The organism is Leptospiraceae bacterium, assembly GCA_025059995.1.
Taxonomy (GTDB): domain Bacteria; phylum Spirochaetota; class Leptospiria; order Leptospirales; family Leptonemataceae; genus SKYB61.
In genome coordinates this window covers 167,198-190,316 of the sequence record JANXCF010000004.1, presented here as the reverse complement: position 1 = coordinate 190,316, position 23,119 = coordinate 167,198, and the positions used below count along the sequence as shown (strand labels likewise).

The following is a 23,119-nucleotide window of genomic DNA, read 5'->3' as shown; positions in this document are numbered from 1 at the left end:
TTGAGCAAAATTGGATTAGAGTCTTTGATCCCTATTGGATTTATCCAAGATTTTTTCGTAAATAAAAACGAACTTATTGTTTCAACCAAAGGTGATTCCCTTCAAGAGATTGAAATTCCTTTTGATGCTTTTGTAGTTCAGTTATTGGGAAAAGGACGAAACTTCAAAACCAAGCAAGAGAAAAAAAACATTCAATATGATGTTTCTTCTGAAGGTTTTATAAGAACTTCTCAATTACTAAAATATCGAATATTTAAAATTCGAATTTTGGAACGTGTTATACGAAAAAAACGCATGGGGTTATTCATCGAGTTTTATGAACCCTTGCCTGATACAATAATTGGAAGTTGGGTTTGTATTCCTATTCAGGTTTTGGAACAAAAGGATGAATTATATTTTTTCAAAATCAAAAATAAAGAGGTTTATGATACAAAAGGGAATCTTATTGGTAATGTATTTGATTACATGGAAACCTCGGCTCATGGCATACTAGAAATCCGACTTATACCACAACTAAAAAAGAAAAATATTTTAGTTCCATTTGTAGATGAATTTTGCCAAATCGTGTTTCATGAAGATACCAAAGGAGTGAGTAAAATCATTATTAAAGATTGGGAATACTTTCTTGAGACTTAATGTTTTTATTTCAAATCATAACGCTTTTTCCGGAACGTTTTGAAGCTTATTTCCATACAGGTCTGCCCAAAAGAGCCCTCAAAAATCAAATCATTAATTATCGCATAGCCAATCTTCTTGATTTTGCCATAGTCAAAAACAAGAAAAAGATCATTGATGGAAAGCCTTTTGGCGGTGGCACGGGGATGATCTTAAGAATTGAGCCAGTAGATCGAGCTCTACGATCATTTGAGAATTCTTACCCAGTGATTGCTATGACACCAGGGGGAATTTTGTTAACCCAGGATTTTATCTTATCTTTGCATGATGAGTTAAAAAAAAACCAAATCCATGGACTTACTTTTTTGAGTGGTTATTATGAAGGTTTTGATCAAAGAATTTTAGATCACTTGGTTGATCTGGAGGTAAGTATTGGTGATTTTGTTTTGAATTCAGGTGATTTAGCAATTCTATGCTTTATCGATGCATTTATGAGGTATTTACCCGGTTTTGTAGGAAAACCTCAAAGCTTAGAAGAAGAAAGTTTTTCTTTAGAATACAAAGAAGAAAAAAAATTGTTGGAATACCCTCAATATACAAAGCCAAGAGAATACAAAGGTTGGAAAGTTCCAGAAATTTTGTTATCTGGAAATCACAGTCTTATTGACAAGTGGCGTAAAGAAAAAAGTTTGGAAAGAACCAACAGAAGAAAACTTCGATGGAATCTCAATCTTAGGGGTCTTAAAAATGAACACAGAACCAATGAATAGTCAACAAGAGGTGAATAACCAAGAACAATTATCTGAAGGAACTCAAGAAGACACTACAAAAGAAAAAACAGAACATTCTAAGATTTTCATCAATGGAAAACCCATCAAAGTTAAAAAATCGCCCTTATTTGAAAAAAAGAAATGGGTTGATTTTCGTCCTGGGGACACTATCAGGGTCCACACCATTATAAAAGAAGGAGACAAAGAACGAATCCAAATATTTGAAGGAACCGTTATTCGCATAAGAGGTGAGGATCTTAACAAAACTTTCACAGTTCGTAGAATATCACATGGTGTGGGGGTAGAAAGAACATTTCCCTATCATAGCCCATGGATAGCTAATATTGAATTAGTAAAAAAAGGAAAAGTCCGAAGAGCAAGACTATATTACTTACGAGAAAAAATAGGAAAATCCGCAAAAGTGAAAGAAGTTTATCAATAATTGAATTTTCATAGTCAACTGACTTTTTCTTTTGAAAAGAGTTTTTTCGAACAATATGACATTGTTATTGGTATTGATGAGGCAGGACGTGGAGCAATTGCAGGTCCTGTTTTCATCGGTGGGGTGGGTTTTTCGAAAAGCTTCTTCGAGAAACCCGATTTTGATTGGGTATCAAAAGTAAGGGATTCAAAAAAATTAACACCTTCAAAAAGAGAAGAACTATACGAAAAAATCAAAAAAACTGCTTTTTTTTCTAAAAGTTATTCTGTCTCATCTGATTATATTGATCAAAACGGGATTAACTCTGCCATCGAAAAGGGTATTCTGTTTTTGATAAATGATGTGATTGAACTTGATGACATAATAAACATTAAATTTCTTATTGATGGTAATTATCGCTTTTCGTTTGGCAAATTACATGAAGATTTAGAAAGTTTAAGAATATCTCAGACTAAATTAGTAAACGAAATCAATTTAGAACTTTATAAAAACACAAAAACGTATCGAATTTCAATTTCTAATATCATAAAAGGGGATGATAAGGTATTTTCCATTGCTTCTGCATCAATCCTTGCAAAAGTATCACGAGATTTGTGGATGATGGAATTAGCCAAACAATATCCCCAATATGGGTTCGAAAGACATAAGGGCTATGGAACAAAATCCCATTTTGAAAAAATACGGATTCATGGGATTTGCGAGTTCCATCGCAAAAGTTTTTTAGGATCATTTAAGGCATATTAAGTTATTTTTTTGAATTCCGTTTTTTTTTCCATGAAAATTCAAGCTTGTGTGAACAATTATTTCAAAGATACTTTATTCCAAAAAGAAACGAACTTAAAACACTTTAGTTTTGAGATCCGAGATATTCAGCTCAGAATTTCTATTTTGTATAATGAACAAAAAATTCACAAAATAATTCTACATGATCCTAAAGAAATACTGAGTGAAAAAACCAAAAAGAAAATTTTATCAATAACATCTGACTTCTGATTTAATTTAACTAAGAGAGTCTCAAATGAAAAGAAAAAAGTTTATTGGATTAAAGTATGAACCCGATGTTGATGTAGCTCCAAGAATTTGCTTTAAGATCCATACATCAAATTCCGATTTTTTTGTTAAAGTGTTAGAAAATTATAAAATTCCCTTAATAAAAGATGAAATCCTAACGTCTATTTTAGATAAGATTCCCTTAAATTGGGAAATCCCGAAGGAATTGTATTTTACAATAGCGAAGATTTATGGTATATTATATAAAGATGGCTACCTCAAAAAGAAAAGTAATCAAAATTGAACAACTAAAATCGGGAATGTCGTTTACTGCACCTGTTTACATTGACGAGAATAATGTATTAGTTCGAGCCTACGAAACCATCAAGAAAAGTGATATTGAAAAACTACTGAAATGGGGTATCGATAAGGTTTATACAGATGGGGAGGAAGTTTCTGTTGTTGAAGAAAAAGTTCAACTACCTCAGGGTGGAGCAAAAGATTTAGAGAACGTAAAGATTTCAAAAGAATTCGAAAAGGCAAAAGAATATCGGGATGAGTTCCAAAAGCAAGTTTTCGAAATTGGAAAAAAGCTACAAAAAAACATTCGTTCTCTTGTAGAAAGAAAGCACTTTAATAATCACGAAGTTCTATCGGATGCGTTGTATCTTGCTGGTGTTGTTATGGATTATCGTTTTTTCCCCATCTTACTATTGGGAATTCGGATATCTGATGATATCTTGATACAACATTCAATTCATGCAGCATTATATGGAGGATATTTAGGCAAGTTGATCAATCTAGGTAAAATTCGAGTGCATGAGCTGATTTTTTCTATGATGATAATGGATGTTGGGATGTTTTTTATCCCTATAGAACTAAGAAAAAAGAATTATCCATTAACTGAAGAAGAAAAAAAGATTTTTTACAATCATACTTTATTTGGTTTTAAAGTTTTAACTCAAGATGCTTATGTTAAGCAAAACTTAGCAATAGTTTCTTTGCAACACCATGAGAACTTCGATGGAACAGGTTATCCAAAAAAATTACAAAAAGAAGATATCAACCTGATGGCTCGCATAGCCGCTATTGCAGATCGTTATACTGCCATGTTGGAGGATCGATACCATCGAAAAGCCAGAATCCCTTATGAAGCCATGAAAATTTTACTTTCAGAAGAAGCCTCTCATCTGGATCCAAGGATTTTACGTTTTATGGTAGGTGGACTTTCCATTTATCCGATAGGAAGTTTGGTGGAATTATCTAATGGTTTTAAGGCAATTGTTGTTGAAGGAAACCTCAAATCCCCACTACGACCTTTAGTGAAATTAGTTTTTGATCCCAAAGGCAAACACATCGAAGAGAATTACTTTTTGGATCTTGCAAAAGAACATCAGATCACCGTTATCAAGGTATTGGATGCAAAAGAAGAAAACATAGACATCCTGAGCTTAATGTGAAGGAAAAAAACTCCTTTAAGCATGAGTCCGAAAAAATAGCGATTGATTATTTAAAAAATCGTCAATATGATGTTTTAAAGCATAATTTTCTGATACAAACTGAAAAAAGAAAAGTTGAAATTGATATCATCGCTTTTCATCAGATGGAGAAAAGACTGCACTTTGTTGAAGTCAAACGTTGGAAAAAGAATTTTTTCATTCATCCGCTTTTGAGAGAAAATTCCAAAAGAAAAGAATTACTTTACGAAGCTTATAAAGTTTTTTTGAAAATGGTTAGGCAGAATTTGGAGATGTATCAAGATTTAAATGAGTTTAAAAATTTTATAAATTTTCTTAAAGAAATGTCGGTTTGGGATGTAGGTGTTTCGTTTGATTTGATTTGGATACAAGATCGAGAAATCAAGCATTACAAAAATATTTTCTTTTAGTTCGAAAAATTCTATTCAAAATCCTACAACAGGTCGAATGATTCAGTAAATCCAAGGATGGAAATCAAGTTACAAGGATGTAACGTATGGAAAAAGCATTACCTCAAAAAACCCATTTTTCTAAAGAATCACAAGAAAATCATTCCCTAGAACCAGAAAAAGATAATTACGAAGATCCCCTTTTACTGAGAAAACAAGGACTAAACTACATAAAGAAAAAAGACATAGAATATTATAGAAAGCTACTTTTGGATGAAAAATATCTAGATCACGCTATTCGAAGAATAGCGATGGAGATCTCTCACTTTATTTTGAAGGATCGGTGATGGTTTTCTGGATTTTGGGCTGTTCAAGAAACAAAAGTGTATTTCGAAAAGAAAAAGCAACTTGTAGATCATCAGCAGTTATCCGAGGATTGCCATTGTAGTCGGCGATGGTTCTTGCAATCCTTCGGATGATATTTTTTTCATTCTCAGAAGAAAGCATTTTTGTTTTTTCTTTCCAAAGTTTTGAGGTTTGTTCGCTATCGAATGACATAAATTCTTCCATTCTTTCATTGGGGGCATGAGAGTTGTAGAAAAAACTTTCTTTTTGGTATCGTTCAAATTGGATTAACATTGCAGATTTGATTTTTTCTTTGTACTGTGTAAATTCATCCATCGTGATTGAGATAACTTCATGATCAACAGGCATGATGATATCAACAAAGTTTTTGATGTAGAGTTCAAACTTACTATGGTATTTTTTGATTTCTTTGTAGCTACAGATACATTCATCCACTGGATGAAGAAAATTTCCACAAGGACAAGGGTAAGAAAAAAACGTCAGCCAAAACGAATTTCTTAGTCGAAAGTTTTCGGAAGGATAATCAATAAATTTTTTTTCTAATAGGTCCTTAAAGATCAATACTTTATCTTTGCTAAATGAAGGAAAATCATCAATCAAAAGAATGCCAAATTGATTACGAAAAAGTAGACTTTCGAGGATGCTTTTTTTTGATCCTATGAGTTCGTTTTTTGTGATATTACTATTGATGATTGCCATAGGGAGTTGATCTTGAAAGTTTTCGTTAGAGTGCAGTTGCTCCCATTCAGTTGGATGAAGAGTGCTAATCAAACGGGAAAAGGCATAAAGAAACTCCCATTTGTGGATTTTGGTTTTTTCTATCAGAAACACAGAATGCTTTCCAGCAATGATTGGCATGATTTCGAAGAGAGCTTTTGGAAGTTGGATTTTGGATGATTTGGTTTCATTTTGAAAAAAAAATACTTTTGGGGCTTCAGGTTCATAAATTTCCCATGTCTTGTTTTTTAAGTCTTTGATGGTTTCAATCAAATAAAATCGAACATCCTTGATGGGATAAAGAAAACTCGAGCAGCGCCTTGATAGGACCATCGTTTCAAAGTTTATTTCTTTTGCGGCAAGAATGATCTTTTTATAGGACTCATCGCATATGACTTCTCCAAAAAGATTCAGCTCTCCTAAAAAAAGAGTATTTTCGAAATCAAACGTATCAAGACCAAGACTAGGATACAAACTTTGAAAAAGACAAACAAATAAACTCAAATCTAAATAATTTTGGTAGTCTATTCCATTTGGAGTAATGTTGATTTGGATGTTTTCGTAGGGTAGTTCGATTTGATTGCTAAGAAAAATGGTTTGTAATTTGATTGCCATATCAGAGCTTTTTTGGGGGGAGATTCCTAAAATCTTGATCTGTGGAATTCCTTTTTTGATGAAGCTCTGGATTGAAATTCTTCTTGATGTTATATTTTTATCGAAGATTAAGGATTTGATTTCCATATATTCTGATTTATATGAAGTTTTTTCAATTTTTACTGATGTTTTTTTTGGTGTATTGGGTTTTTTTCTGTAGGACGACTCTGGTTTCGAAAAAAGAACTTCAAAATTGGAATCAGGATTATCAGAAGCATGTTTATCTTACAACAAGTGAAGTTTTTCTTTCGGATTATGACTTTGAAACAAACTCTTTTGTAAAAGTTCAAGACCAACCCCTAATACAGAAAAATTCAAAAGTCACATTGAAAATTGAAGCTGTGGATGATTGGGTTCGGCTTCGAGTTTTCGAAGAAAATAAAAATCGCATAGATTATTTTGGAGTAGTGGTTCTGTACTTGCATCCCGCAGATGAAAAAAAGAAAAGTAAAGAACTGAAAAAAATCATTGATGAATATATTGAAACTCATTTCAAAAAATTATAAACACAAACCGATATTTTTTTTATGAAAAATTGGGTTTTGTTGATTCTTTTTTTTGTTTTTATTTTTAAGATTCATGCTGATCATGGTACCCAAGAGCTAGATGAAATTGACATTGAATTACAAAAGTATTTACAACTTCTTCAACAACATGATACCGATGAAGAAAAGCTCAATCAAATCTTTGGTTCATCTACAGAAGTAATCAAAAACGGGATTGTGTTTTACAATATATCGGAAGCAGAATTAGGAGAAAAAATCAATAGCCTACAAAGAAAGACGGAGTTATATAGAATTAAAGAAGGAGATACATTATTTTCAATAGCAAAACGCCATCAAATGAACTTGCAAGAAATCATAGAGCTCAATCCAAATCTAAAAGAAAAAAGTTCAATTTTTGTTGGAGATGAGATCAAAGTATACACTCTTGAGGACAATCCAAATAAAGATTCTTTTTGGAGAAACAAAGAAGACGTTCAAATCATAGAAAAAAAATATAAAGTCAAAAAAGGGGACACTTTGACCAAGATTGCAAAAGAAAATCGAGTGGACCTAAAGAGAATTAAAGAACTAAATAAACTTGTGGGTGATAAAATCAAACCTGGGGATGTTTTGATTCTGGATCGCTATAAACTCATTCAGCAGTATCGGATTCGCAATTTATTCATCATGCCAGTGGACGGGTATATCACTTCCCATTTTGGTAGTAGGGTGAATCCTTTTGTTCACAAAATGAGGAGTTTTCATAAAGGGATTGATATAGCTGCTGAAATGGGAACTCCCATACGTGCAGCTCGTGATGGGATTGTGATCTTTTCGGGGAGAATGGAAGGCTATGGTAATAGCATTTTCATACGACATCAGAATCAATACATCACAATCTACGCTCATAACAAAGTGAATTACGTTAAAGTGGGAGAAGTAGTAAGGCAGGGTCAGATCATCGGAGAAGTGGGAAGAACGGGTTATGCAACAGGACCACATCTTCATTTTGAAATCCGAAAGTGGGACAAACCCATCAATCCCTTAACTCTTTTGAATAAAGAAGAAAGAATCCCAATCTCTACTCAGAAAGTTGCATTGAAATAAAATGTCTATGTTGGTTTATTTATACAAAAACACTTTTTTTTTACTTTTGGTGGGAGTCATTTTTTTATCGTTTTCTCTTTCTTATTTTGTTTCTGTTTTATTGAGTTATATATTATCTAATCAAATTCAAAACCAAAAATTACAGAAAGAAGCACCAAGAACTTCCATCACTTTGACTTTGCCAAGCCCCAGACCCTATGAAGAGTTTGATGGAGTGCTTTCGGGTAATTTGTTTCAACTTTCTACTGAAAGACAGATGGCAACAGAAAGTGCTCCAGTGGTAACGAAAGACATTGAACTTTTGGGGGTTTTAGCGGGTTCACCTCAATTTGCGAGAGCTCTTATCAAAATCAAAGATGAAAATCTCATCCAAGAGTATGCCATTGGTGATACACCAGGTGGAAATAAAATTATCAAGATTTTATCTCATTCGATTGTAATTTCTCAAGGAGCTCGAGACATTGAATTAGGGGTAGGTGAAAGTCTATCCAGTGCAAAACAGGAAAAGCCAGCCCAAACAGAGAAACAAGAAAAAAGTTCTCAGAATGTTCAAAAGATTACTATTCCTAGAAGCCGAATTATCCAACTCACAAAAAATCAAACCCAGCTATACGAAAACAAATTTGCTCCCATTACCAAAAACGGAAAAATCTTGGGAATGAAAGCCATCTTTATTCCAAATCATAGTATTTTGTATGAATTAGGGGCAAGAACAGGAGACATTTTTAGAAGAATCAACGGTCAACCCATCAATGACGTAAATAAGCTTTTAGAACTGTGGCAAAATGTTCAAACCTTGAATAAACTGACAGTAGAAGTAGAGCGAAGCGGACGCATTTTTTCTTACGAGATACTCATCCAAGATTAATTTAAAATCAGATATCAAAAACCGATAATTTTTTAAAATGAGAATAAGAGTTTATTTTTTTGTGATTTTTTCTTTTCTCTTTTTAAATCAGCTATTCTCTCAAGAATCAAAAGAAGTTCCAAAGGGGTTTTTTGTTCCGAATTTTCGTGATGTGGAGATACAGGATTTTCTCAAAACCATGGCACAAATAACTAGACATAACATTTTAGTAGACGATACTGTGAGAGGAAAAATCACTATCGTTGCCTACAAACCCATTCCCGTAAGTCGAGCCTTGGAGTTTTTAAGATCGGTTTTGGAAGTTCGTGGATTTACTGTTGTGGAAGATGGTGGTTTATTGAAGGTTTACAAGAAAAAAGAAGCGGAACCCCTTTCAGAAGTAAAAAAACAGGAACCCGCCAAGTCAGAAAATGATATCATCACTATGATTTACAAGGTCCCAAAAGTGATAAGTGTTCGAGAACTTGCGGATTTATTTCGTAAATTGGGAGGTAATGATGTAACAGTTCATGAGTTTCCATCTTCGTATTCTATTATCTTGACTGGGTATGGACCCGTGATCAAAAGAATCCTAGAAGTAGCACAAGAAATCCTTCCTCAAAAAGAAGAACAACTTGGGGCAGATACTACTGACACAGTTCATATTTATCACGTTAAGCATTTGCAGGCTGAAAGTTTAGCGAATGTCTTAGTAAAGCTTGATGCTCCAATTGTGGGAAAAGAAGAAAAACCGACTCCTGCTCCTGTGGGAAAGATCAAAGCTGTTGCGCATAAAGAGTCCAACACATTGATTGTGACTGCCAATCGAGAAGAGTGGGTAGAAATCCGAAGAATCATTGAACAATTAGATATACCCCGAAAGCAGATTCTTTTGGAGGTTCTGATTGCAGAGGTATCAGGTTCTGACATCAATGATTTTGGGATTGATTGGCGTTATATAGGACCTGATGCCGGATATACTCAATTCAATACGGGACTTGCCATAGAAGGCAATCTGATTGATGAAAAAGGAAACATCACAGGAAACAATACTTTGAGTGGTTTTAGCATTGGATTTTTACAAAGAGGAGGAGACCTTTTAGGGATTTTGAATGCTAACGTCTCGAGAAGAAATTTTAATGTTTTATCAGCTCCCCAAATTTTAACGTTAGATAACCAAGAAGCGGAAATCAATGTAGGACAAGATGTTCCCGTGAAAACTCAGGAGAGAACCACAGGTGGTGGAACGGCTGAAGCTACCATCAATTCTTTCGAATATAGACCTGCTGGGATAAAACTCAAGTTTACACCCCACATCAACCCAGAAGGAAAGATCAATTTAGAATTGTTCACGGAAGTTACAAATATCGAAGGAGGGATCACCTTAGGAGTGAACCCTGTTTTTAGTAAAAGAAACGTCAGGACATTTATCACCGTGGATAACAAACAGACAATTGTGATAGGAGGTTTGGTCTCAACAGAAAAATTAAAAGCTATCCAAAAAGTGCCTCTCTTAGGAGACATTCCTTTGCTTGGTTTTTTGTTTCGAAGAACAACCTTCACGACGAAAAAAACCAACTTGATGGTATTTCTTACTCCTACTATTCTTGATAACAAAGAAATTGCGGATCACATAACCAACTCAAAGCGAGAACAGCAAAATTTAGAATACAAAGAAGCAACAGAAAAAATACATCTATGGCCTCAAGATAAGCCCAAAACTGACGAAGAAATTCACCAAAAACAAATCAAAAAAGAAAAAATCCACGTAGACGAAAAAAAGCAAAAAAATAAAGGTCAAACATTTAACCCAAAACCAAAAAATGCTATTGACAAAGCAAATCCCTGATACAGAATTTCTGATGTTATGAAAAGACCCTTAGGAGAGATCTTATTAGAAGAGGGAATCATCAATCAAGAAGAATTAAACGAAATCTTAAAAATCAAAGAAAAGTCTCAATTAAAAATCGGTCAAATCCTCCAAAAAAAAGGCATTGCCACTGAAAACGATATTCTAAAAGTCATAGCGAAACAATATGGCTATGAATTTTTCCCTAAGTTGGAGTTCAAAAACTCCGAGGTCTTCAAAAGACTACCATTGAACTATATCGAAAAGTATAAAATTGTTCCCTTTGAGTATGTTGAGAAGAAACGTTTGATTCGGTTTGCCATATCAAACCCAGAAAACATTCACTTCCAGGATGATATAAGAAATCACTTCAAGGATTACCGAGTCGAATTCGTTTTGGCACCAGAAAGTGAGGTTTTGAGGATTTTTCATACCCATTTTCAAAAAGTGGATGCTTCTGATGTTGTTGAGGGTCTCGAGGAAGAATATTCAGAGTTTGCCCAAATGGAAGATACGTTGGATTTAGCCAATGAAGCTCCCATCATTCGAATGGTGAATGCAATCTTATCGCAGGCTGTTCAAGAAAGAGCTTCGGATATACACATTGAGCCTTTTGAAAAAAACTTTGTGGTTCGTTTTCGGATTGATGGGATTTTACACAAACGAATGACTCCTCCCAAAGTGATCCACTCTGGAGTTGTCTCGCGCATCAAGATCATGGCGAATCTGAACATTGCAGAAAATCGATTACCACAAGACGGAAGAATCAAACTCAAGCTTACGGGGAAAGAAATTGATATCCGGGTTTCTACTCTTCCAACGAAATATGGAGAAAAAATTGTGATGCGTCTTCTCAACAAAAGCGATATTGAATTTCATCTTTATAATTTAGGACTCTATGATGACATCCTACGAGAAATCAAAAAGATCATCGCACAGCCCAATGGAATTGTTTTGGTAACCGGTCCAACGGGTTCAGGAAAATCCACAACGCTATATTCGATTTTGAAAGAACTCAATAAAGAATCAGTCAATATTATGACTGTTGAAGATCCAATTGAATATGAGTTAGAGGGAGTTTCTCAGACACAGGTTCATGAGAAGATAGGGCTTACTTTTGCTAATGTTCTTCGCACCATGCTACGTCAGGACCCTGATATCATCATGGTGGGTGAGATCCGGGATCAAGAAACAGCCCGCATTGCGATACAAGCTGCATTGACAGGGCACTTAGTTTTATCAACTTTACACACAAATGATGCTCCTTCGGCAATCACACGATTAGTGGATATGGGGATTGAACCTTATTTGATCACGAGTAGTGTTCGAGCTGTCATAGCCCAACGACTCGTTCGAGTGATTTGTCCAAAGTGTAAGGTTTCGTACTCTCCTCCTGTAGAAGAGCTGATGGATTTAGGTTTAGATCCTACAAAACAAAAAAGGCTTTATCGTGGGGAAGGTTGTGAGCATTGCGTTCATACGGGGTACTACGGTCGAACTGGAATTTATGAATTCATGAAAATCACACCGGCAATCCAAAGGGCAATCCTAAAAGGACATGATGCCGAAACCCTAAAAGAAGTTGCCCTTAAAGAAGGAATGATCACACTCTTTGAGTATGGAAAGCGAAAAATTTTGGATGGTATCACAACTCCAGAAGAGGTCCTACGAGTCTGCTAATGCCCGTTTACAAATACACAGCCATTGACAAAAAAGGAAAGCAAGTAAAAGGTATTTTAGACGCTCAAAATGTTGCTCATGCAAGAAAACTACTTCGAAACCAAAACTTATACGTAAAAACCCTAAATGAAGACATAGAAAAAAGAGAAAGGGAATTATTTCCTTTCTTGGCAAAGATACTCTACCGAGTTCCCCGAAAGGATGTTGCTATTTTTGCAAGGGAGTTGGGAACGCTTTTGGATGCGGGTATCCCTTTGGATAAGTCATTAACAAACATCATCGAACAAACGGAAAATATTTATCTAAAAAAAGCCATCATACAAATTAAAACCGATATCTTAGAAGGAGATTCGTTGTCCAAGGCAATTTCGAAACACAACCAGATTTTTCCTGAGATCTATCCCAACTTGATCCAAGTAGGAGAACAAACGGGTAATTACGAAAAATCATTACTGCGACTTGCTGACCTCGAAGAAGCCTCCCTGAAGCTCAGAAACAAAGTAACTACGGCTATGTTCTATCCGTTGATTATGCTTTTGTTTTTGGGGGGGATTATGATTTTTCTTTTGTCTGTTGTGATACCGCAAATCCAAGAAATGTTCGTTCAATTGAATATGGAACTCCCTCTGATTACGAAAATAGTGATTGGTGTTTCGAATCTGTTTTTTTCTTATAGGATCTTATTTGTTTTTCTTTTTTTGGGTTTGGTGGTTTTTGGTTTTTTCCGATGGTATCGAACGGAAAAAGGAAGAGAAAAAACAGAAACTTTTTTGCTAAAAGTTCCACTTTTGGGAAGTATCATAAGAAAAGTAATCATTGCGAGGTTTACTCGGAATCTGGGGGTTCTTTTGGAAAACCGAGTATCACTTCTTGTGTCTTTACAAATTATTTCTAAGCTTGTGAATCACAAAATCTTCGAAAAAGAAATCCTGAATGCCATCGAAAAAATCAAAGAGGGAGCAAAGATTTCTGAAGCATTTTCGGACTCGAAGATCCTTACTTTCATGGTAAAGGGTATGATCTCGGCAGGAGAATCCACAGATACCCTAGCCCATATGTTATTGAAAACAGCAGAAATCACCGAAGATGAAATTGATGCCACCATTCAGCGTTTTTCCACCTTGATTGAACCAGCTATGATTGTGATCATGGGGCTTTTGATTGGAGTCATCATGTCTGCTATTTTACTTCCCATCTATAATCTGACCCGATACATTGAGATGTAAAAAAAAGAATTGATTCTTTTGTTAGCATGGTTTTTCTCATAATTATGAAAAAGTTTCGTTATCGTAAAGGCTTGACTCTTTTTGAGTTGGCATTGGTTCTTTTAGTTTTGGGCATCATTATTGGCATCGTCTATGCGAGTTTAGATTTGGGGGTAGTGGATAAGGCAAAAGTTTTGAAAGTTCGTGATGTTCAAGCAAAGCAACTTCCGATTTTGGTTTCTCAATTTGAAGAAGAAGTTTCTCCCTTAAATGAAGGAGATACTCTGGAGCTCCTTACAAAACCTCATCCCGAAACCAGCTGGAAGCCTGTTGATGAAGATACCGTCAAAGATCCTTGGAATCGCTTTTATGTGATATGTAGTGATAATGAAGGAAACTTGCATATTTGTAGCTATGGAAAAGATGGGCAAATTGGAGGAGAAAAAGAAAATCAAGACTTCTATTTAGATGACAAAAATACCTGGCCTGAATGGTTAAGAAAATAACTAAAGGATTAACCATCATTGAACTATCAGTCGTTTTATTGATAATCTCTCTTGTGTTATCGATACTTTTTTCGATGGTGAGTCAGTTTTCTATCTTCAAAACCAAGCAAGATGAAGCAGAGATTTTAAAGGATATTTACCGCTTTGCGAAAAGTTCTTCCACTCGTTCAGGGCAAATCATCTATGTTGAATTTGATTTAGAAAACCAACGATATTCAATCTATCGTAAAGTTCGAAATAAAGAAACTATAGAAAATCAAAATCTTATAGAAAGAGAGTTATTCCTTACAAATCGAATACTTTTCATTCGAAATCCTTATCAAAATGAAGTGAGTTCTGGAATTTATACCATTCAGTTTTTTCCCAATGGAGTCAATGACGAAGTTTATATTTATCTTGGTGGGGGTGATAAAATATCAAAAACCATCATCTTCCCAAGATACGGAAAAGAAGCCATCATCAAAGATCAAAACTATCAGGAACTCCCACAGGAAGCTATTTTGAATGAAAAAGAAAGTTAAAAAAATTTACAAATTTTTTAAAGGATTGTCTTTGATAGAGATTGCTTTTGCCATTGCGGTGGCATCTACTTTTTCTATTAGTGTTCTAAATTTAGTTTCATCTTCATACCGTATGCAAAAGAACTCACAAAATTTGGAGTTAGCATCAACCCTGGCAAGAATCAAAATGAATCAAATTCTATCTCAATTGACGTTAGAACCTACCCAAAAATCAGGAGAGTTAAACGTTGAACTTTATCAAGGCTTTAAGTATGAAATCCTAATCAAAGAAGAACAAGTGGATTTAGCTAAAATTTCCGAAACTGGTAAGATTGAAGCTAATGTGGATGATCTATTACCCACAAGTGTTCAAAATTTCAAAGGAAAAGAAAAACAAGGACAGAATATCACAGAAACGGGAGGACTCATTCCCATTTATCGTATTATTGTAAGAATTCATTATCCCATTGGAAAAAATGAATTAGGAACTTATGAAGTTCAAACTTTCAAAGCTGCGAAGGGGACTTAAACTTCGTGGCTTTACTTTGATTGAACTTGCTTTGGCTATCACAGCTCTGTCGGTTTTATTTGTTGTATTATTTGGGGTGAATTTTACTGTGTCGAGGATTTCCAAAAAAACCTCAACCATAAGTCTAAAGCGTTCAGAAGCAATCCAAGCATTAAACATCCTCCAAGATACTATACGTATGGCTTACTTTTCTCAAGAAATCAATAAAACATTTCTAATAGGAAAAAGCGTAGGAATCACAGGAAACCGAAGAGATCAATTGACCTTGACATCTGTATCAAAAGGTTCTGTTGCAGGTGGGGTTGTGAAAGAGATAGCTTTTTTTGTGAAAGAACAGTTTAATGATACAGGTAGTTTATTCATTAGAGAAGATTTTCCTGATGAAGATCCTTTTGACGGTGGGGTAAGTTATCAATTATTGGAAGGTGTGAGATCCTTTCAAATCCAGTATTCCCTCAATGGAGTAGAATGGAGGGAAGAATGGGATACAAAAAAAAACAAAAGATTGCCTAAGCTCGTTCGAATTCAAATCCAAATCCAAAATGGTGGGAAAATAGAAACCTTTGAGACCGTAGCCATGCCAGGTATGTATATTAGATAAAATTTTATATTCGAAAAAAGAGTTGACGATTTTAGAAATTTTTTTTCTAATTGTGGAAACCCTATGCCCGGTCGCAAAAGAAAAATAACCCATTTTCGAGATCTTTCAAACGAAGAAAACTCAGAACTAACAAAACATCATGAAGAAAAAGAAGAACCAAAAGAGAAACCAACTAAAATCATAAATCCTTGGGAAGACATTTATGATCCATTGACGGGTGAACTTATTGTTTTTGATGGCAGAAAACCAGTATATTACTGCAAAAGGTGTTCAGTTTTTTATCAAGAGGAATCCTATCAGTTTATTTTATCTCAAAATGAGGGTTGTTGTGTCGTTTGCCGCCAAAAAGTGATAATTCCGTATGATAATTTTGAAAAAATACCTGTCATCCAAATGAACCCTGACTTGGTTACCCTTGATGATTTACCTGCATATGTTGGAAGGGTGATTAAATTCAGAGGTATGGTTCAAAAGATTCTTAAAAGTCGTAGGGGGGATTACGCTTTGATGTTCGAAGACAAGCCGTGGGTGGAAGGTTTCAAGCTGGTAATATTTTATAATTTAATAAATAATACAAATACTGGACTTAGCCAAAGTTTTTTAGACTCATTAGACAAAAAGACAATTACGGTCAAGGGATTACTGCAAAACCATGAAATTTTTAGATATGAAATTTTGGTTTTCAATAGGAATATGATTCTTTCCATTGAGTAATTTTTTTTCGATTTTTTGAAACTTTTTTTGGTTTTTTTACCTATTATTATAGGAGGAACATATGACACAACTAATGTGCTACGTTCGAACTGCTGATAAAACAAGAAAAGCGGAAATTGGAATTTCACCTGAGGTAACAGTTGCTGACTTGATTGATACCTGCGTAAATCGATGGTCACTGCCAACGGAAACTGCCTATAACCTTGTGATAGTCGATCGAAATATTGTGCTATCTCCCGATCAAACTTTGATTGAAGTTGGATTGCAAGAAGGAGAAATATTAGAACTTCAGCCAATTTTAGAGGCTGGAAATGAATCCCATCTATAAAAGAAGAGAAAATGATTTAAAAAAAATCCAAGAACTGGAAAAGAAATATAGTTTTTTAAAAATCGTAGAAGTTAAAGGTGAGCCAATCACAGAAATACAAATAAAGCTGGATTTAACGTTGCCTATCTCTGAAAAAGAAAAACAAAAAGAATTCATATTGAAAATTCTTCTGTCGGCTAATTATCCTATGAGCTCACCTCATTTTTCCATTTCTCCGCCCGTTTTTCATCCTCACGTATATGAATCAGGCAATATTTGTCGAGGTGGAAAGTGGTTAGTTTCTACCCCTTTAGATCAAGAAGTAGAAAGAATCATCAAGCTTCTTTTGTTCTATCCTGAGCTCATCAATACGAAATCCGTTGCTAATGAAAAAGCAATCACTTGGTTTCACAAAAAGAAAGCAAAACTCCCTCTCATGAGGATTTAAATGGAACGTATTTTTTTAGATAAATATCTAAGGCACCAATCCATCCATTGGTTGGATCAGAAAGAACTCTTCTCGAAGAAAGTTTTGCTAATTGGAATTGGAGCAATTGGTAATGAGCTTTTAAAAAATATGCTTCTTATGGGTATCGGTGAAATTACGATCGTTGATTTCGATAAAATAGAAATCCATAATCTTACAAGGTCGGTTCTCTTTCGAGAAAAAGACCTTGGCAAAAGTAAAGTGGAAGTAGCAGAAGAAAGGGCAAGGGAAATCAATCCTGACTCAAAAGTTATTTCAATCTATGGAGATTTTTATGACCATTTTGGAATCGAAGAATTAAAAAAATTTGACGGGGTTTTTGCCTTAGTGGATAACTTTGAGGCTCGTATTCGTATCCATAGATTGTGTTATTTGGCGGGGGTGGATTTTTTCAATGTTGCTATGGATAGTCAATTTGTGAGTGTGGAATATTACCCTTATGGAAGTAAAAAACATCTTCTAAATAACTTTGCTTGTTTTGAGTGTGGCTTAAATGAAAAAGTCTACGAACAGATAGAAATACGTTATTCTTGTGGTTGGATACAAAGATCAGCCTATCGAGAAAGAAAAATACCAACGACAATCATTACATCTTCTATCGCAGGGGCTTTTGCTTTGTCGGTGTTTCTTCATAAAAACCATTACGAGAGACCTACTAAATTATTCATCGATACGATTCATGGATCATTACAAAGATTGGATCTTACAAAAAACGATCATTGCCTTTTTTGTCACAACTGGAACTCTCTAAGTATTCTATCATGGGAGGATTTTTTAAAACTCCAAAAAGAATTTGAAAACATTACTTTGTTTCTAAATGAGCCTATTTTGATACAAGGTGTTTGTGGGAAATGTGGCTTTAAAGTTGATTATTATGAACTCTCCAGAAAATACAAAGACTCAGACTTGGTTTGTAGTCATTGTCATGGAACTTTAGAACCATTTGTCAAAGACCATTTTGAATTTTCAGAAATTAAGCACTTAAAAAATATTTCTTTTAAGTATGCATATTTTTTTAAAAATGAACATACGTATTTAGTGGTTAAAAATGATAAGTTGGAAGGAAACGGAATCGGACCTCAAGCTTCAGACGTTTGAAGCTTTACCTTGGGGGAAATTGAAATTATCATATCAAGAAGTCAAAGATTATGTTCAGCAAGGTTATTATATTTTTTTTGATGAGGTATCTTGGGAACTCATGTGGAATTATGGAAAAAGTCATGCAACAGAAGTGGGAGGTTTATTACTGGGCTATTGTTTTGAAGGATTTGGCTTTTATGTTTGGTTGATTGATGATATTGTTTGTTCAGAAGTTTATGAAAGTAGTGAATTCCATTTGGTGATGTATCCTGAGATTTGGCAGGAAGCAAATAAAAAAATCAAGGATACCGAAAGAATCATTCTGGGTTGGTTTCATACTCATCCTAATTTCCAACCCTTTTTTAGTGGAACCGATCAAGCCACACAAAGAGAATATTTTCGTTTCCCTTTTTCACTGGGATTTGTTTTTGATCCTTTTTCAGGGAGTTTTTCAATCTATTATAGTTTTGAGTCTTTGGTTTTTCCTCATAAAGTTCTCGTTAAAAGTTTTTCTTAACCTAAAAACTTACGTATATGCGCAGCTTCGACTAACTTATTTTGTATCTCTGAGGTAGTTCCGCTCAATAGATCGTTAATAATGGAAGATGTAATTTCTTTGTGATTTAGATCTGGTTCATATTCAAAATGATCAATGATTTTCATGATAGATTGAAATTTATTGCCAAGTAGTTTTAATGAATCAGGATTAAAATATCGTAGAGCTGCTTTTGTATCCTCTTCAAAATTTACGTAGATATGTTTAATTTTAGAATAATCTTCCTCATCAACAGACATTATACTTAACAACTCAGGTGGAAACCCAATAGAATACCCACTTGCACAAAATCCAATCACTCTTGGTAATTGGATATCCCCTATACTTCTTGAGTATCCAAATAAACCTGTGTGGGTTTTTCTTCGTCGTCTTCTTGGAACATGTTTGGCAACTTGATTGATTACACTACTAATTTGTTCAAGTTTGGCTCGATATTTGTCTGAGATTTTTTTGATTAGATATGTTGCTTCTTCTTCGTCGATTTCATGAAATGGTCTTCGAGGAAAATTTTTCAATTTCTTGATGGCTTTTTGAACATCCTCAAGGGGGTTATCATACTTGAAGGCTGATTGAACCGTGAATGTATATACTTCTGGGTATTCTTTAATAACATTATCTACGTTGTAGGGTGTGAGGTGTCCTCGGAATGGTGGTGAACCCACGCCTAATATGGGATAAAACTTTACTCCTGTTTCTTCTGAAAGTTTTCTCAGCCTTTGCAGTGCTACTTTATTTGCTAAGATTGCACTGATATGGCTACTATACATGGCTGGATCAGATCGAGCGAAAAAAACTCTATGATAGACAAAATGTTTATTTTCAATGTATTTTCTTATGACATTATGTGAGTTCAAAATATTTTCTACATTCTCAAAAAGAGGTATTACATTGATGGTTTCTGGTAGAAATTCTCCAACCCAGTCTCTGATTAAAATATCCCCGTATGTGATAGGGTAATGTTGTTTTCCTGAAATATAGTTTTTATAGAAATAATAAAGTCGATTTAGTTCAATATCACTTGTTGTCATAGGGAGGATAATTTCAAAAATAGGAGCATAATCCCCATCGCCGTAAAATAACTTGGCAATATCGAAACTACGAGGTATACTTTCTAAAGTCTCGACCACAATTTTGGCTTCGTCCTTTTCAATCGAGGGATTGGGAATTCTAAGAGTAATGAATTTGTCTTTGCCTATACGATTTTTCTTGAAGTAGTTTTGGTATTTTTGTAATAACTTCCGTATGACATATTGATCAATCTCTTTACCTTCACTGTCCCACATTTGTTCGTCACAATTGGCATGAGAAAACATATAATACGCTTCTTGGATTTCATCATCTCCTGAAAAATCAGAGGTTTTACAAAAAAAGGGGACATCAACGTTATCGGGGTGTTGTGTCGACATGACTTTGGGTATTTTTCTTTCTTGTTCCATACGTTATTACCAAAGTGATCAAATATGAATTTAAGAAAACTATAATTTATTTTATTTCCTTACAAATTGATTAAGATTGAAAATTTCTTTACTTTTTCGTATGTAAAGTTAGTATAAATGAAAAAATTTTTTATTTTTAACCTTATCTAGTATTTTACTTACATACATATTCTGCAAAACGCTTCTTTCATTATTTTGATAGTGCTCTCTTGACGAACAATGGATTTCGAAAATAATCTTTGAGATTTGTGAAATTTATCTCATTCATCATTTTTTGTCATTAGTTCATTTGATTTAATGAAAAAAGATTTTGAAAATGTTTCTTTTTTCTTGCAATTAGCTATTTTTTTCCTTTTGTTGGGTATGACAATTATGAAAAAATTCAATTATAATTTTTTTTGTGTAAGTTTAAACAATGGTTGATTTATTGTGAATTCATAATAATAATGAAAAAAAATTATACTTTTCCACTATTAAAATTAAATAGGAGTTTTATATGAATAAAATTGAATTAATACAAAATTTTCTTAAGCAAATTGATTTACAAAAAGTAGATTTTGGGTTTGAAATTCATTTTCCTAATGGAGAAAAGTTTGTTTTTGATCAATTTCCTATAAAACTGAAAATTTATTTCAAAAATGAGCAAGCAATCGATGAGTTTTTGGCAAAAGGAAATTTAGGTTTTGCTGAACAATACATGGAACAAAATATTGATATCGAGGGAGATTTGTATTATCTTACCTATTTAGGTCATGTGATTGAACTTCAGGGGTTTGAACCAAATTTTATTGAAAAACTCAAAATTTTATATCATCGTCTCACCCATAGAAACACACTTGTTGGTTCGAGAAAGAATATCCGACATCATTATGATGTAGGTAATGATTTTTATTCTCTATGGTTGGACAAAAACTTACAATACACATGTGCCTTTTTTCGTAGTCCTAAGGACAGTTTAGAAAAAGCACAACTTCAAAAAATGGATTTGGTTTGTCGCAAACTTCAATTTCGAAAAGGAGATTTCGTAGTTGAGGCAGGATCCGGATGGGGTGGCTTTGCGATATATGCAGTAAAGAAATATGGAGTTCGCATGAGGTCCTATAACATATCAGAAAAACAAGTGGAATATGCAAGAGAATGGCAAAAACGTGAAGGGATCTCAGAAAAACAATTAGAATTTGTCTTAGATGATTATCGTAGTATAAGAAATGATGGGTATAAATACGATAAATTTGTATCAATTGGCATGTTGGAACATGTAGGACCGGAAAACTATGAAAGCTTTTTTGATTTGATTTATCAAAAGATTCCTTCAAAAGGATTGGCATTGGTTCATACGATATCACGAGTTCGACCAAGAGAACCAGATCCATGGATTAATAAATACATTTTCCCTGGAGGTTACATTCCTTCTTTGGGGGAAATCATCACATCCTTAGAAAGAGCCGTAAACAAACCCAAAAAACAATATCTTTTTGTCATGGATATAGAAAACTTGAAATACCATTATGCATTAACTTTAGATCATTGGGCAAAGCGTTTTGAAGAAAACGTAGAAACCATCCGACAAAAATATGGTGAATCTTTTGTTCGTATGTATCGAATGTATCTTCGTGGTTCTGCCAGTGGTTTCAGAAGAGGAGAACTTACTTTGGTTCAAATACTATTAAAGAAAGATCAGAATCCTGATTATCCATTAACTCGTGAACATTTCATTTTACCAACAACAGAAAAACGAAAGGTACAGAAAGTAAAGTGATAGAAAGAGAAGTCATCATCGTTGGTGGTGGTCCCGGAGGAAGTTCTACAGCTCTACGTCTAAGCCTTTTGGGAATCCCATCTACCATTCTTGATAAATCCACTTTTCCAAGAGTAAAATTATGTGCAGGTTGGATCACACCAAGAATTCATTCTCTCCTGAAGATGGAACATTACCCCTATGGCATTTTGGAGCTTCGTAAGATTAATTTTACTTTTTACACTAAGAAACAAAAAGAAATTTCATTTTCTGCCAAGACCAAACAGTATTCCATTCGTCGATATGAGTTTGATCATTGGCTTTTGGAGATGAGCCGAGCAGAATTCTTTCAACATCAGGTAAAAAATATCGAAGTTGATGAAGATGGCTACTTTGTGATTGATAACGAATATCGAGCCAAATTCCTTGTGGGAGCTGGTGGAACTTATTGTCCTGTATATAGAAAGTTTTTTCATGAACAAAATCCAAGATCAAAAGAAGTTCAAATTGCAGCTTTAGAAATCGAATTTCCTTATGAGTATCAAGATCAAAATTGCTACTTATGGTTTTTTGAGAATGGACTACCCGGATATTCTTGGTATGTACCCAAAGCAAACGGTTATTTGAACATAGGGATTGGTGCTTTTTCTCATTTTGTAAAACCATCTTTGCATTGGCATTTTGATCACTTTATCACAAAATTAAAAAAACTAAAATTATTAAATCACTTCGAACAAGAACCCAAAGGGCATACATATTATTTAAGAGAAAAAACAAAAAATATCCAAAACCACCGTGTCTTTCTTGTTGGCGATGCAGCGGGTTTGGCAACGTTTGATTTGGGTGAAGGAATTGGTCCTGCAATCGAAAGTGGTTTTCAAGTAGCTGGTGTCATAGCCAAGCATGACGCTCTGAATTTGAATAAAATTCCTTTTAGTAGCAATCAAGATTTTGGAAGGCTATTTTCTTTTTTGATGAATCAAGAAGTTTATGAAAGGTTTTATGCTTTCCCTTGGAACTGGAAGGAAAAAGTTGTTTATGCTATTTTGAAGCTACTTCAGATCGTTTAAA

At 34.2% G+C, this 23,119-nt stretch carries 28 protein-coding genes; 26 read left to right on the top strand and 2 right to left on the bottom strand.

Annotated elements, in window-relative coordinates; translation table 11 throughout:
• The 9 genes from NZ853_07515 to NZ853_07475 all read left to right on the top strand — a co-directional run bounded on the left by NZ853_07515 (position 1) and on the right by NZ853_07475 (position 5,031).
• Positions 1 to 636 carry a PRC-barrel domain-containing protein gene (locus NZ853_07515; GenBank protein ID MCS7205529.1) on the top strand — a complete coding sequence of 212 codons (636 nt, stop codon included), beginning with the start codon at positions 1 to 3 and terminating at the stop codon, positions 634 to 636.
• On the top strand, positions 636 to 1,385 hold the full coding sequence (trmD, locus tag NZ853_07510; protein ID MCS7205528.1) for a tRNA (guanosine(37)-N1)-methyltransferase TrmD: 750 nt from the start codon (positions 636 to 638) through the stop codon (positions 1,383 to 1,385). Before NZ853_07515 ends, trmD begins: the two co-directional genes overlap by 1 nt.
• Positions 1,378 to 1,827, top strand: coding sequence for a 50S ribosomal protein L19 (gene rplS / locus NZ853_07505; GenBank protein ID MCS7205527.1), 450 nt, complete (start codon positions 1,378 to 1,380; stop codon positions 1,825 to 1,827). The genes trmD and rplS overlap by 8 nt, the downstream gene beginning before the upstream one ends.
• Positions 1,828 to 2,571, top strand: a complete 744-nt coding sequence (locus NZ853_07500; GenBank protein MCS7205526.1) for a ribonuclease HII — start codon at positions 1,828 to 1,830, stop codon at positions 2,569 to 2,571. It abuts the gene before it with no gap.
• A 48-nt stretch (positions 2,572 to 2,619) separates the two neighbouring features.
• A complete protein-coding gene (locus NZ853_07495) occupies positions 2,620 to 2,820 on the top strand; it encodes a hypothetical protein (GenBank protein ID MCS7205525.1) in 201 nt (66 codons plus the stop codon).
• A gap of 25 nt (positions 2,821 to 2,845) precedes the next feature.
• Complete coding sequence (locus NZ853_07490) at positions 2,846 to 3,121, top strand: hypothetical protein (GenBank protein MCS7205524.1); 276 nt, start codon at positions 2,846 to 2,848, stop codon at positions 3,119 to 3,121.
• Complete coding sequence (locus NZ853_07485; protein ID MCS7205523.1) at positions 3,069 to 4,277, top strand: HD domain-containing protein; 1,209 nt, start codon at positions 3,069 to 3,071, stop codon at positions 4,275 to 4,277. Before NZ853_07490 ends, NZ853_07485 begins: the two co-directional genes overlap by 53 nt.
• Positions 4,274 to 4,705 (top strand): YraN family protein, encoded by a 432-nt coding sequence (locus tag NZ853_07480; GenBank protein ID MCS7205522.1) that lies wholly within the window; start codon positions 4,274 to 4,276, stop codon positions 4,703 to 4,705. Before NZ853_07485 ends, NZ853_07480 begins: the two co-directional genes overlap by 4 nt.
• An 86-nt stretch (positions 4,706 to 4,791) precedes the next feature.
• Positions 4,792 to 5,031, top strand: coding sequence for a hypothetical protein (locus NZ853_07475; protein ID MCS7205521.1), 240 nt, complete (start codon positions 4,792 to 4,794; stop codon positions 5,029 to 5,031).
• Here the strand turns inward: NZ853_07475 and NZ853_07470 are convergent.
• Positions 5,012 to 6,508 carry an ATP-binding protein gene (locus NZ853_07470; protein ID MCS7205520.1) on the bottom strand — a complete coding sequence of 499 codons (1,497 nt, stop codon included), beginning with the start codon at positions 6,506 to 6,508 and terminating at the stop codon, positions 5,012 to 5,014. The two genes, NZ853_07475 and NZ853_07470, sit on opposite strands and share 20 nt — an antisense overlap.
• 14 nt (positions 6,509 to 6,522) lie before the next feature.
• Here NZ853_07470 and NZ853_07465 point away from each other — a divergent pair, with 14 nt between their 5' ends.
• The 15 genes from NZ853_07465 to NZ853_07395 all read left to right on the top strand — a co-directional run bounded on the left by NZ853_07465 (position 6,523) and on the right by NZ853_07395 (position 18,835).
• Positions 6,523 to 6,927 (top strand): type II secretion system-associated lipoprotein, encoded by a 405-nt coding sequence (locus NZ853_07465; GenBank protein ID MCS7205519.1) that lies wholly within the window; start codon positions 6,523 to 6,525, stop codon positions 6,925 to 6,927.
• A gap of 21 nt (positions 6,928 to 6,948) precedes the next feature.
• Positions 6,949 to 8,013 carry a M23 family metallopeptidase gene (locus NZ853_07460; protein ID MCS7205518.1) on the top strand — a complete coding sequence of 355 codons (1,065 nt, stop codon included), beginning with the start codon at positions 6,949 to 6,951 and terminating at the stop codon, positions 8,011 to 8,013.
• A gap of 7 nt (positions 8,014 to 8,020) precedes the next feature.
• Positions 8,021 to 8,881, top strand: a complete 861-nt coding sequence (locus tag NZ853_07455; GenBank protein MCS7205517.1) for a hypothetical protein — start codon at positions 8,021 to 8,023, stop codon at positions 8,879 to 8,881.
• Positions 8,882 to 8,918: 37 nt separating this feature from the next.
• Positions 8,919 to 10,709, top strand: a complete 1,791-nt coding sequence (locus NZ853_07450) for a type II secretion system protein GspD (protein MCS7205516.1) — start codon at positions 8,919 to 8,921, stop codon at positions 10,707 to 10,709.
• Positions 10,710 to 10,727: 18 nt separating this feature from the next.
• Positions 10,728 to 12,389 (top strand): type II secretion system ATPase GspE, encoded by a 1,662-nt coding sequence (gene gspE / locus NZ853_07445; protein ID MCS7205515.1) that lies wholly within the window; start codon positions 10,728 to 10,730, stop codon positions 12,387 to 12,389.
• Positions 12,389 to 13,615, top strand: coding sequence for a type II secretion system F family protein (locus tag NZ853_07440; GenBank protein MCS7205514.1), 1,227 nt, complete (start codon positions 12,389 to 12,391; stop codon positions 13,613 to 13,615). The genes gspE and NZ853_07440 overlap by 1 nt, the downstream gene beginning before the upstream one ends.
• A 26-nt stretch (positions 13,616 to 13,641) precedes the next feature.
• Positions 13,642 to 14,100: a type II secretion system protein GspG gene (locus tag NZ853_07435; GenBank protein MCS7205513.1), complete on the top strand. Its 459-nt coding sequence runs from the start codon at positions 13,642 to 13,644 to the stop codon at positions 14,098 to 14,100.
• Positions 14,085 to 14,621 carry a prepilin-type N-terminal cleavage/methylation domain-containing protein gene (locus NZ853_07430; GenBank protein ID MCS7205512.1) on the top strand — a complete coding sequence of 179 codons (537 nt, stop codon included), beginning with the start codon at positions 14,085 to 14,087 and terminating at the stop codon, positions 14,619 to 14,621. Before NZ853_07435 ends, NZ853_07430 begins: the two co-directional genes overlap by 16 nt.
• Positions 14,605 to 15,129 (top strand): hypothetical protein, encoded by a 525-nt coding sequence (locus tag NZ853_07425; GenBank protein MCS7205511.1) that lies wholly within the window; start codon positions 14,605 to 14,607, stop codon positions 15,127 to 15,129. Before NZ853_07430 ends, NZ853_07425 begins: the two co-directional genes overlap by 17 nt.
• On the top strand, positions 15,092 to 15,730 hold the full coding sequence (locus NZ853_07420; protein ID MCS7205510.1) for a type II secretion system protein GspJ: 639 nt from the start codon (positions 15,092 to 15,094) through the stop codon (positions 15,728 to 15,730). The genes NZ853_07425 and NZ853_07420 overlap by 38 nt, the downstream gene beginning before the upstream one ends.
• Positions 15,731 to 15,793: 63 nt before the next feature.
• Positions 15,794 to 16,444 carry a hypothetical protein gene (locus tag NZ853_07415; GenBank protein ID MCS7205509.1) on the top strand — a complete coding sequence of 217 codons (651 nt, stop codon included), beginning with the start codon at positions 15,794 to 15,796 and terminating at the stop codon, positions 16,442 to 16,444.
• Between the two features lie 61 nt (positions 16,445 to 16,505).
• The gene (locus tag NZ853_07410; protein ID MCS7205508.1) at positions 16,506 to 16,772 is read left to right on the top strand and encodes an EsaB/YukD family protein; all 267 of its coding nucleotides are present in this window, start codon (positions 16,506 to 16,508) and stop codon (positions 16,770 to 16,772) included.
• Positions 16,756 to 17,199, top strand: coding sequence for a hypothetical protein (locus NZ853_07405; GenBank protein ID MCS7205507.1), 444 nt, complete (start codon positions 16,756 to 16,758; stop codon positions 17,197 to 17,199). The genes NZ853_07410 and NZ853_07405 overlap by 17 nt, the downstream gene beginning before the upstream one ends.
• Positions 17,200 to 18,336: a ThiF family adenylyltransferase gene (locus NZ853_07400; protein ID MCS7205506.1), complete on the top strand. Its 1,137-nt coding sequence runs from the start codon at positions 17,200 to 17,202 to the stop codon at positions 18,334 to 18,336.
• On the top strand, positions 18,287 to 18,835 hold the full coding sequence (locus tag NZ853_07395) for a Mov34/MPN/PAD-1 family protein (protein ID MCS7205505.1): 549 nt from the start codon (positions 18,287 to 18,289) through the stop codon (positions 18,833 to 18,835). The genes NZ853_07400 and NZ853_07395 overlap by 50 nt, the downstream gene beginning before the upstream one ends.
• Here the strand turns inward: NZ853_07395 and ppcA are convergent.
• Entirely contained in the window at positions 18,832 to 20,310 is a 1,479-nt protein-coding gene (gene ppcA, locus NZ853_07390; GenBank protein ID MCS7205504.1) for a phosphoenolpyruvate carboxylase, read from the bottom strand. The two genes, NZ853_07395 and ppcA, sit on opposite strands and share 4 nt — an antisense overlap.
• A 496-nt stretch (positions 20,311 to 20,806) precedes the next feature.
• Here ppcA and NZ853_07385 point away from each other — a divergent pair, with 496 nt between their 5' ends.
• Both NZ853_07385 and NZ853_07380 read left to right on the top strand, forming a co-directional pair.
• Positions 20,807 to 22,069, top strand: a complete 1,263-nt coding sequence (locus tag NZ853_07385) for a cyclopropane-fatty-acyl-phospholipid synthase family protein (GenBank protein ID MCS7205503.1) — start codon at positions 20,807 to 20,809, stop codon at positions 22,067 to 22,069.
• Positions 22,066 to 23,118 carry an NAD(P)/FAD-dependent oxidoreductase gene (locus NZ853_07380; GenBank protein MCS7205502.1) on the top strand — a complete coding sequence of 351 codons (1,053 nt, stop codon included), beginning with the start codon at positions 22,066 to 22,068 and terminating at the stop codon, positions 23,116 to 23,118. The genes NZ853_07385 and NZ853_07380 overlap by 4 nt, the downstream gene beginning before the upstream one ends.
• Position 23,119: the final 1 nt, after the last annotated feature.

Excerpts from the sequence above, each read along its gene's own strand:
- trmD (MCS7205528.1), top strand. The coding sequence starts at position 636 with ATGTTTTTATTTCAAATCATAACGCTTTTTCCGGAACGTTTTGAAGCT.
- rplS (MCS7205527.1), top strand. The coding sequence starts at position 1,378 with ATGAATAGTCAACAAGAGGTGAATAACCAAGAACAATTATCTGAAGGA.
- NZ853_07490 (MCS7205524.1), top strand. The coding sequence starts at position 2,846 with ATGAAAAGAAAAAAGTTTATTGGATTAAAGTATGAACCCGATGTTGAT.
- NZ853_07485 (MCS7205523.1), top strand. The coding sequence starts at position 3,069 with ATGGTATATTATATAAAGATGGCTACCTCAAAAAGAAAAGTAATCAAA.
- NZ853_07475 (MCS7205521.1), top strand. The coding sequence starts at position 4,792 with ATGGAAAAAGCATTACCTCAAAAAACCCATTTTTCTAAAGAATCACAA.
- NZ853_07470 (MCS7205520.1), bottom strand. The coding sequence starts at position 6,508 with ATGGAAATCAAATCCTTAATCTTCGATAAAAATATAACATCAAGAAGA.
- NZ853_07465 (MCS7205519.1), top strand. The coding sequence starts at position 6,523 with ATGAAGTTTTTTCAATTTTTACTGATGTTTTTTTTGGTGTATTGGGTT.
- NZ853_07460 (MCS7205518.1), top strand. The coding sequence starts at position 6,949 with ATGAAAAATTGGGTTTTGTTGATTCTTTTTTTTGTTTTTATTTTTAAG.
- NZ853_07455 (MCS7205517.1), top strand. The coding sequence starts at position 8,021 with ATGTTGGTTTATTTATACAAAAACACTTTTTTTTTACTTTTGGTGGGA.
- NZ853_07450 (MCS7205516.1), top strand. The coding sequence starts at position 8,919 with ATGAGAATAAGAGTTTATTTTTTTGTGATTTTTTCTTTTCTCTTTTTA.
- gspE (MCS7205515.1), top strand. The coding sequence starts at position 10,728 with ATGAAAAGACCCTTAGGAGAGATCTTATTAGAAGAGGGAATCATCAAT.
- NZ853_07440 (MCS7205514.1), top strand. The coding sequence starts at position 12,389 with ATGCCCGTTTACAAATACACAGCCATTGACAAAAAAGGAAAGCAAGTA.
- NZ853_07435 (MCS7205513.1), top strand. The coding sequence starts at position 13,642 with ATGGTTTTTCTCATAATTATGAAAAAGTTTCGTTATCGTAAAGGCTTG.
- NZ853_07430 (MCS7205512.1), top strand. The coding sequence starts at position 14,085 with ATGGTTAAGAAAATAACTAAAGGATTAACCATCATTGAACTATCAGTC.
- NZ853_07425 (MCS7205511.1), top strand. The coding sequence starts at position 14,605 with ATGAAAAAGAAAGTTAAAAAAATTTACAAATTTTTTAAAGGATTGTCT.
- NZ853_07420 (MCS7205510.1), top strand. The coding sequence starts at position 15,092 with ATGAAGTTCAAACTTTCAAAGCTGCGAAGGGGACTTAAACTTCGTGGC.
- NZ853_07415 (MCS7205509.1), top strand. The coding sequence starts at position 15,794 with ATGCCCGGTCGCAAAAGAAAAATAACCCATTTTCGAGATCTTTCAAAC.
- NZ853_07410 (MCS7205508.1), top strand. The coding sequence starts at position 16,506 with ATGACACAACTAATGTGCTACGTTCGAACTGCTGATAAAACAAGAAAA.
- NZ853_07405 (MCS7205507.1), top strand. The coding sequence starts at position 16,756 with ATGAATCCCATCTATAAAAGAAGAGAAAATGATTTAAAAAAAATCCAA.
- NZ853_07400 (MCS7205506.1), top strand. The coding sequence starts at position 17,200 with ATGGAACGTATTTTTTTAGATAAATATCTAAGGCACCAATCCATCCAT.
- NZ853_07395 (MCS7205505.1), top strand. The coding sequence starts at position 18,287 with ATGATAAGTTGGAAGGAAACGGAATCGGACCTCAAGCTTCAGACGTTT.
- ppcA (MCS7205504.1), bottom strand. The coding sequence starts at position 20,310 with ATGGAACAAGAAAGAAAAATACCCAAAGTCATGTCGACACAACACCCC.
- NZ853_07385 (MCS7205503.1), top strand. The coding sequence starts at position 20,807 with ATGAATAAAATTGAATTAATACAAAATTTTCTTAAGCAAATTGATTTA.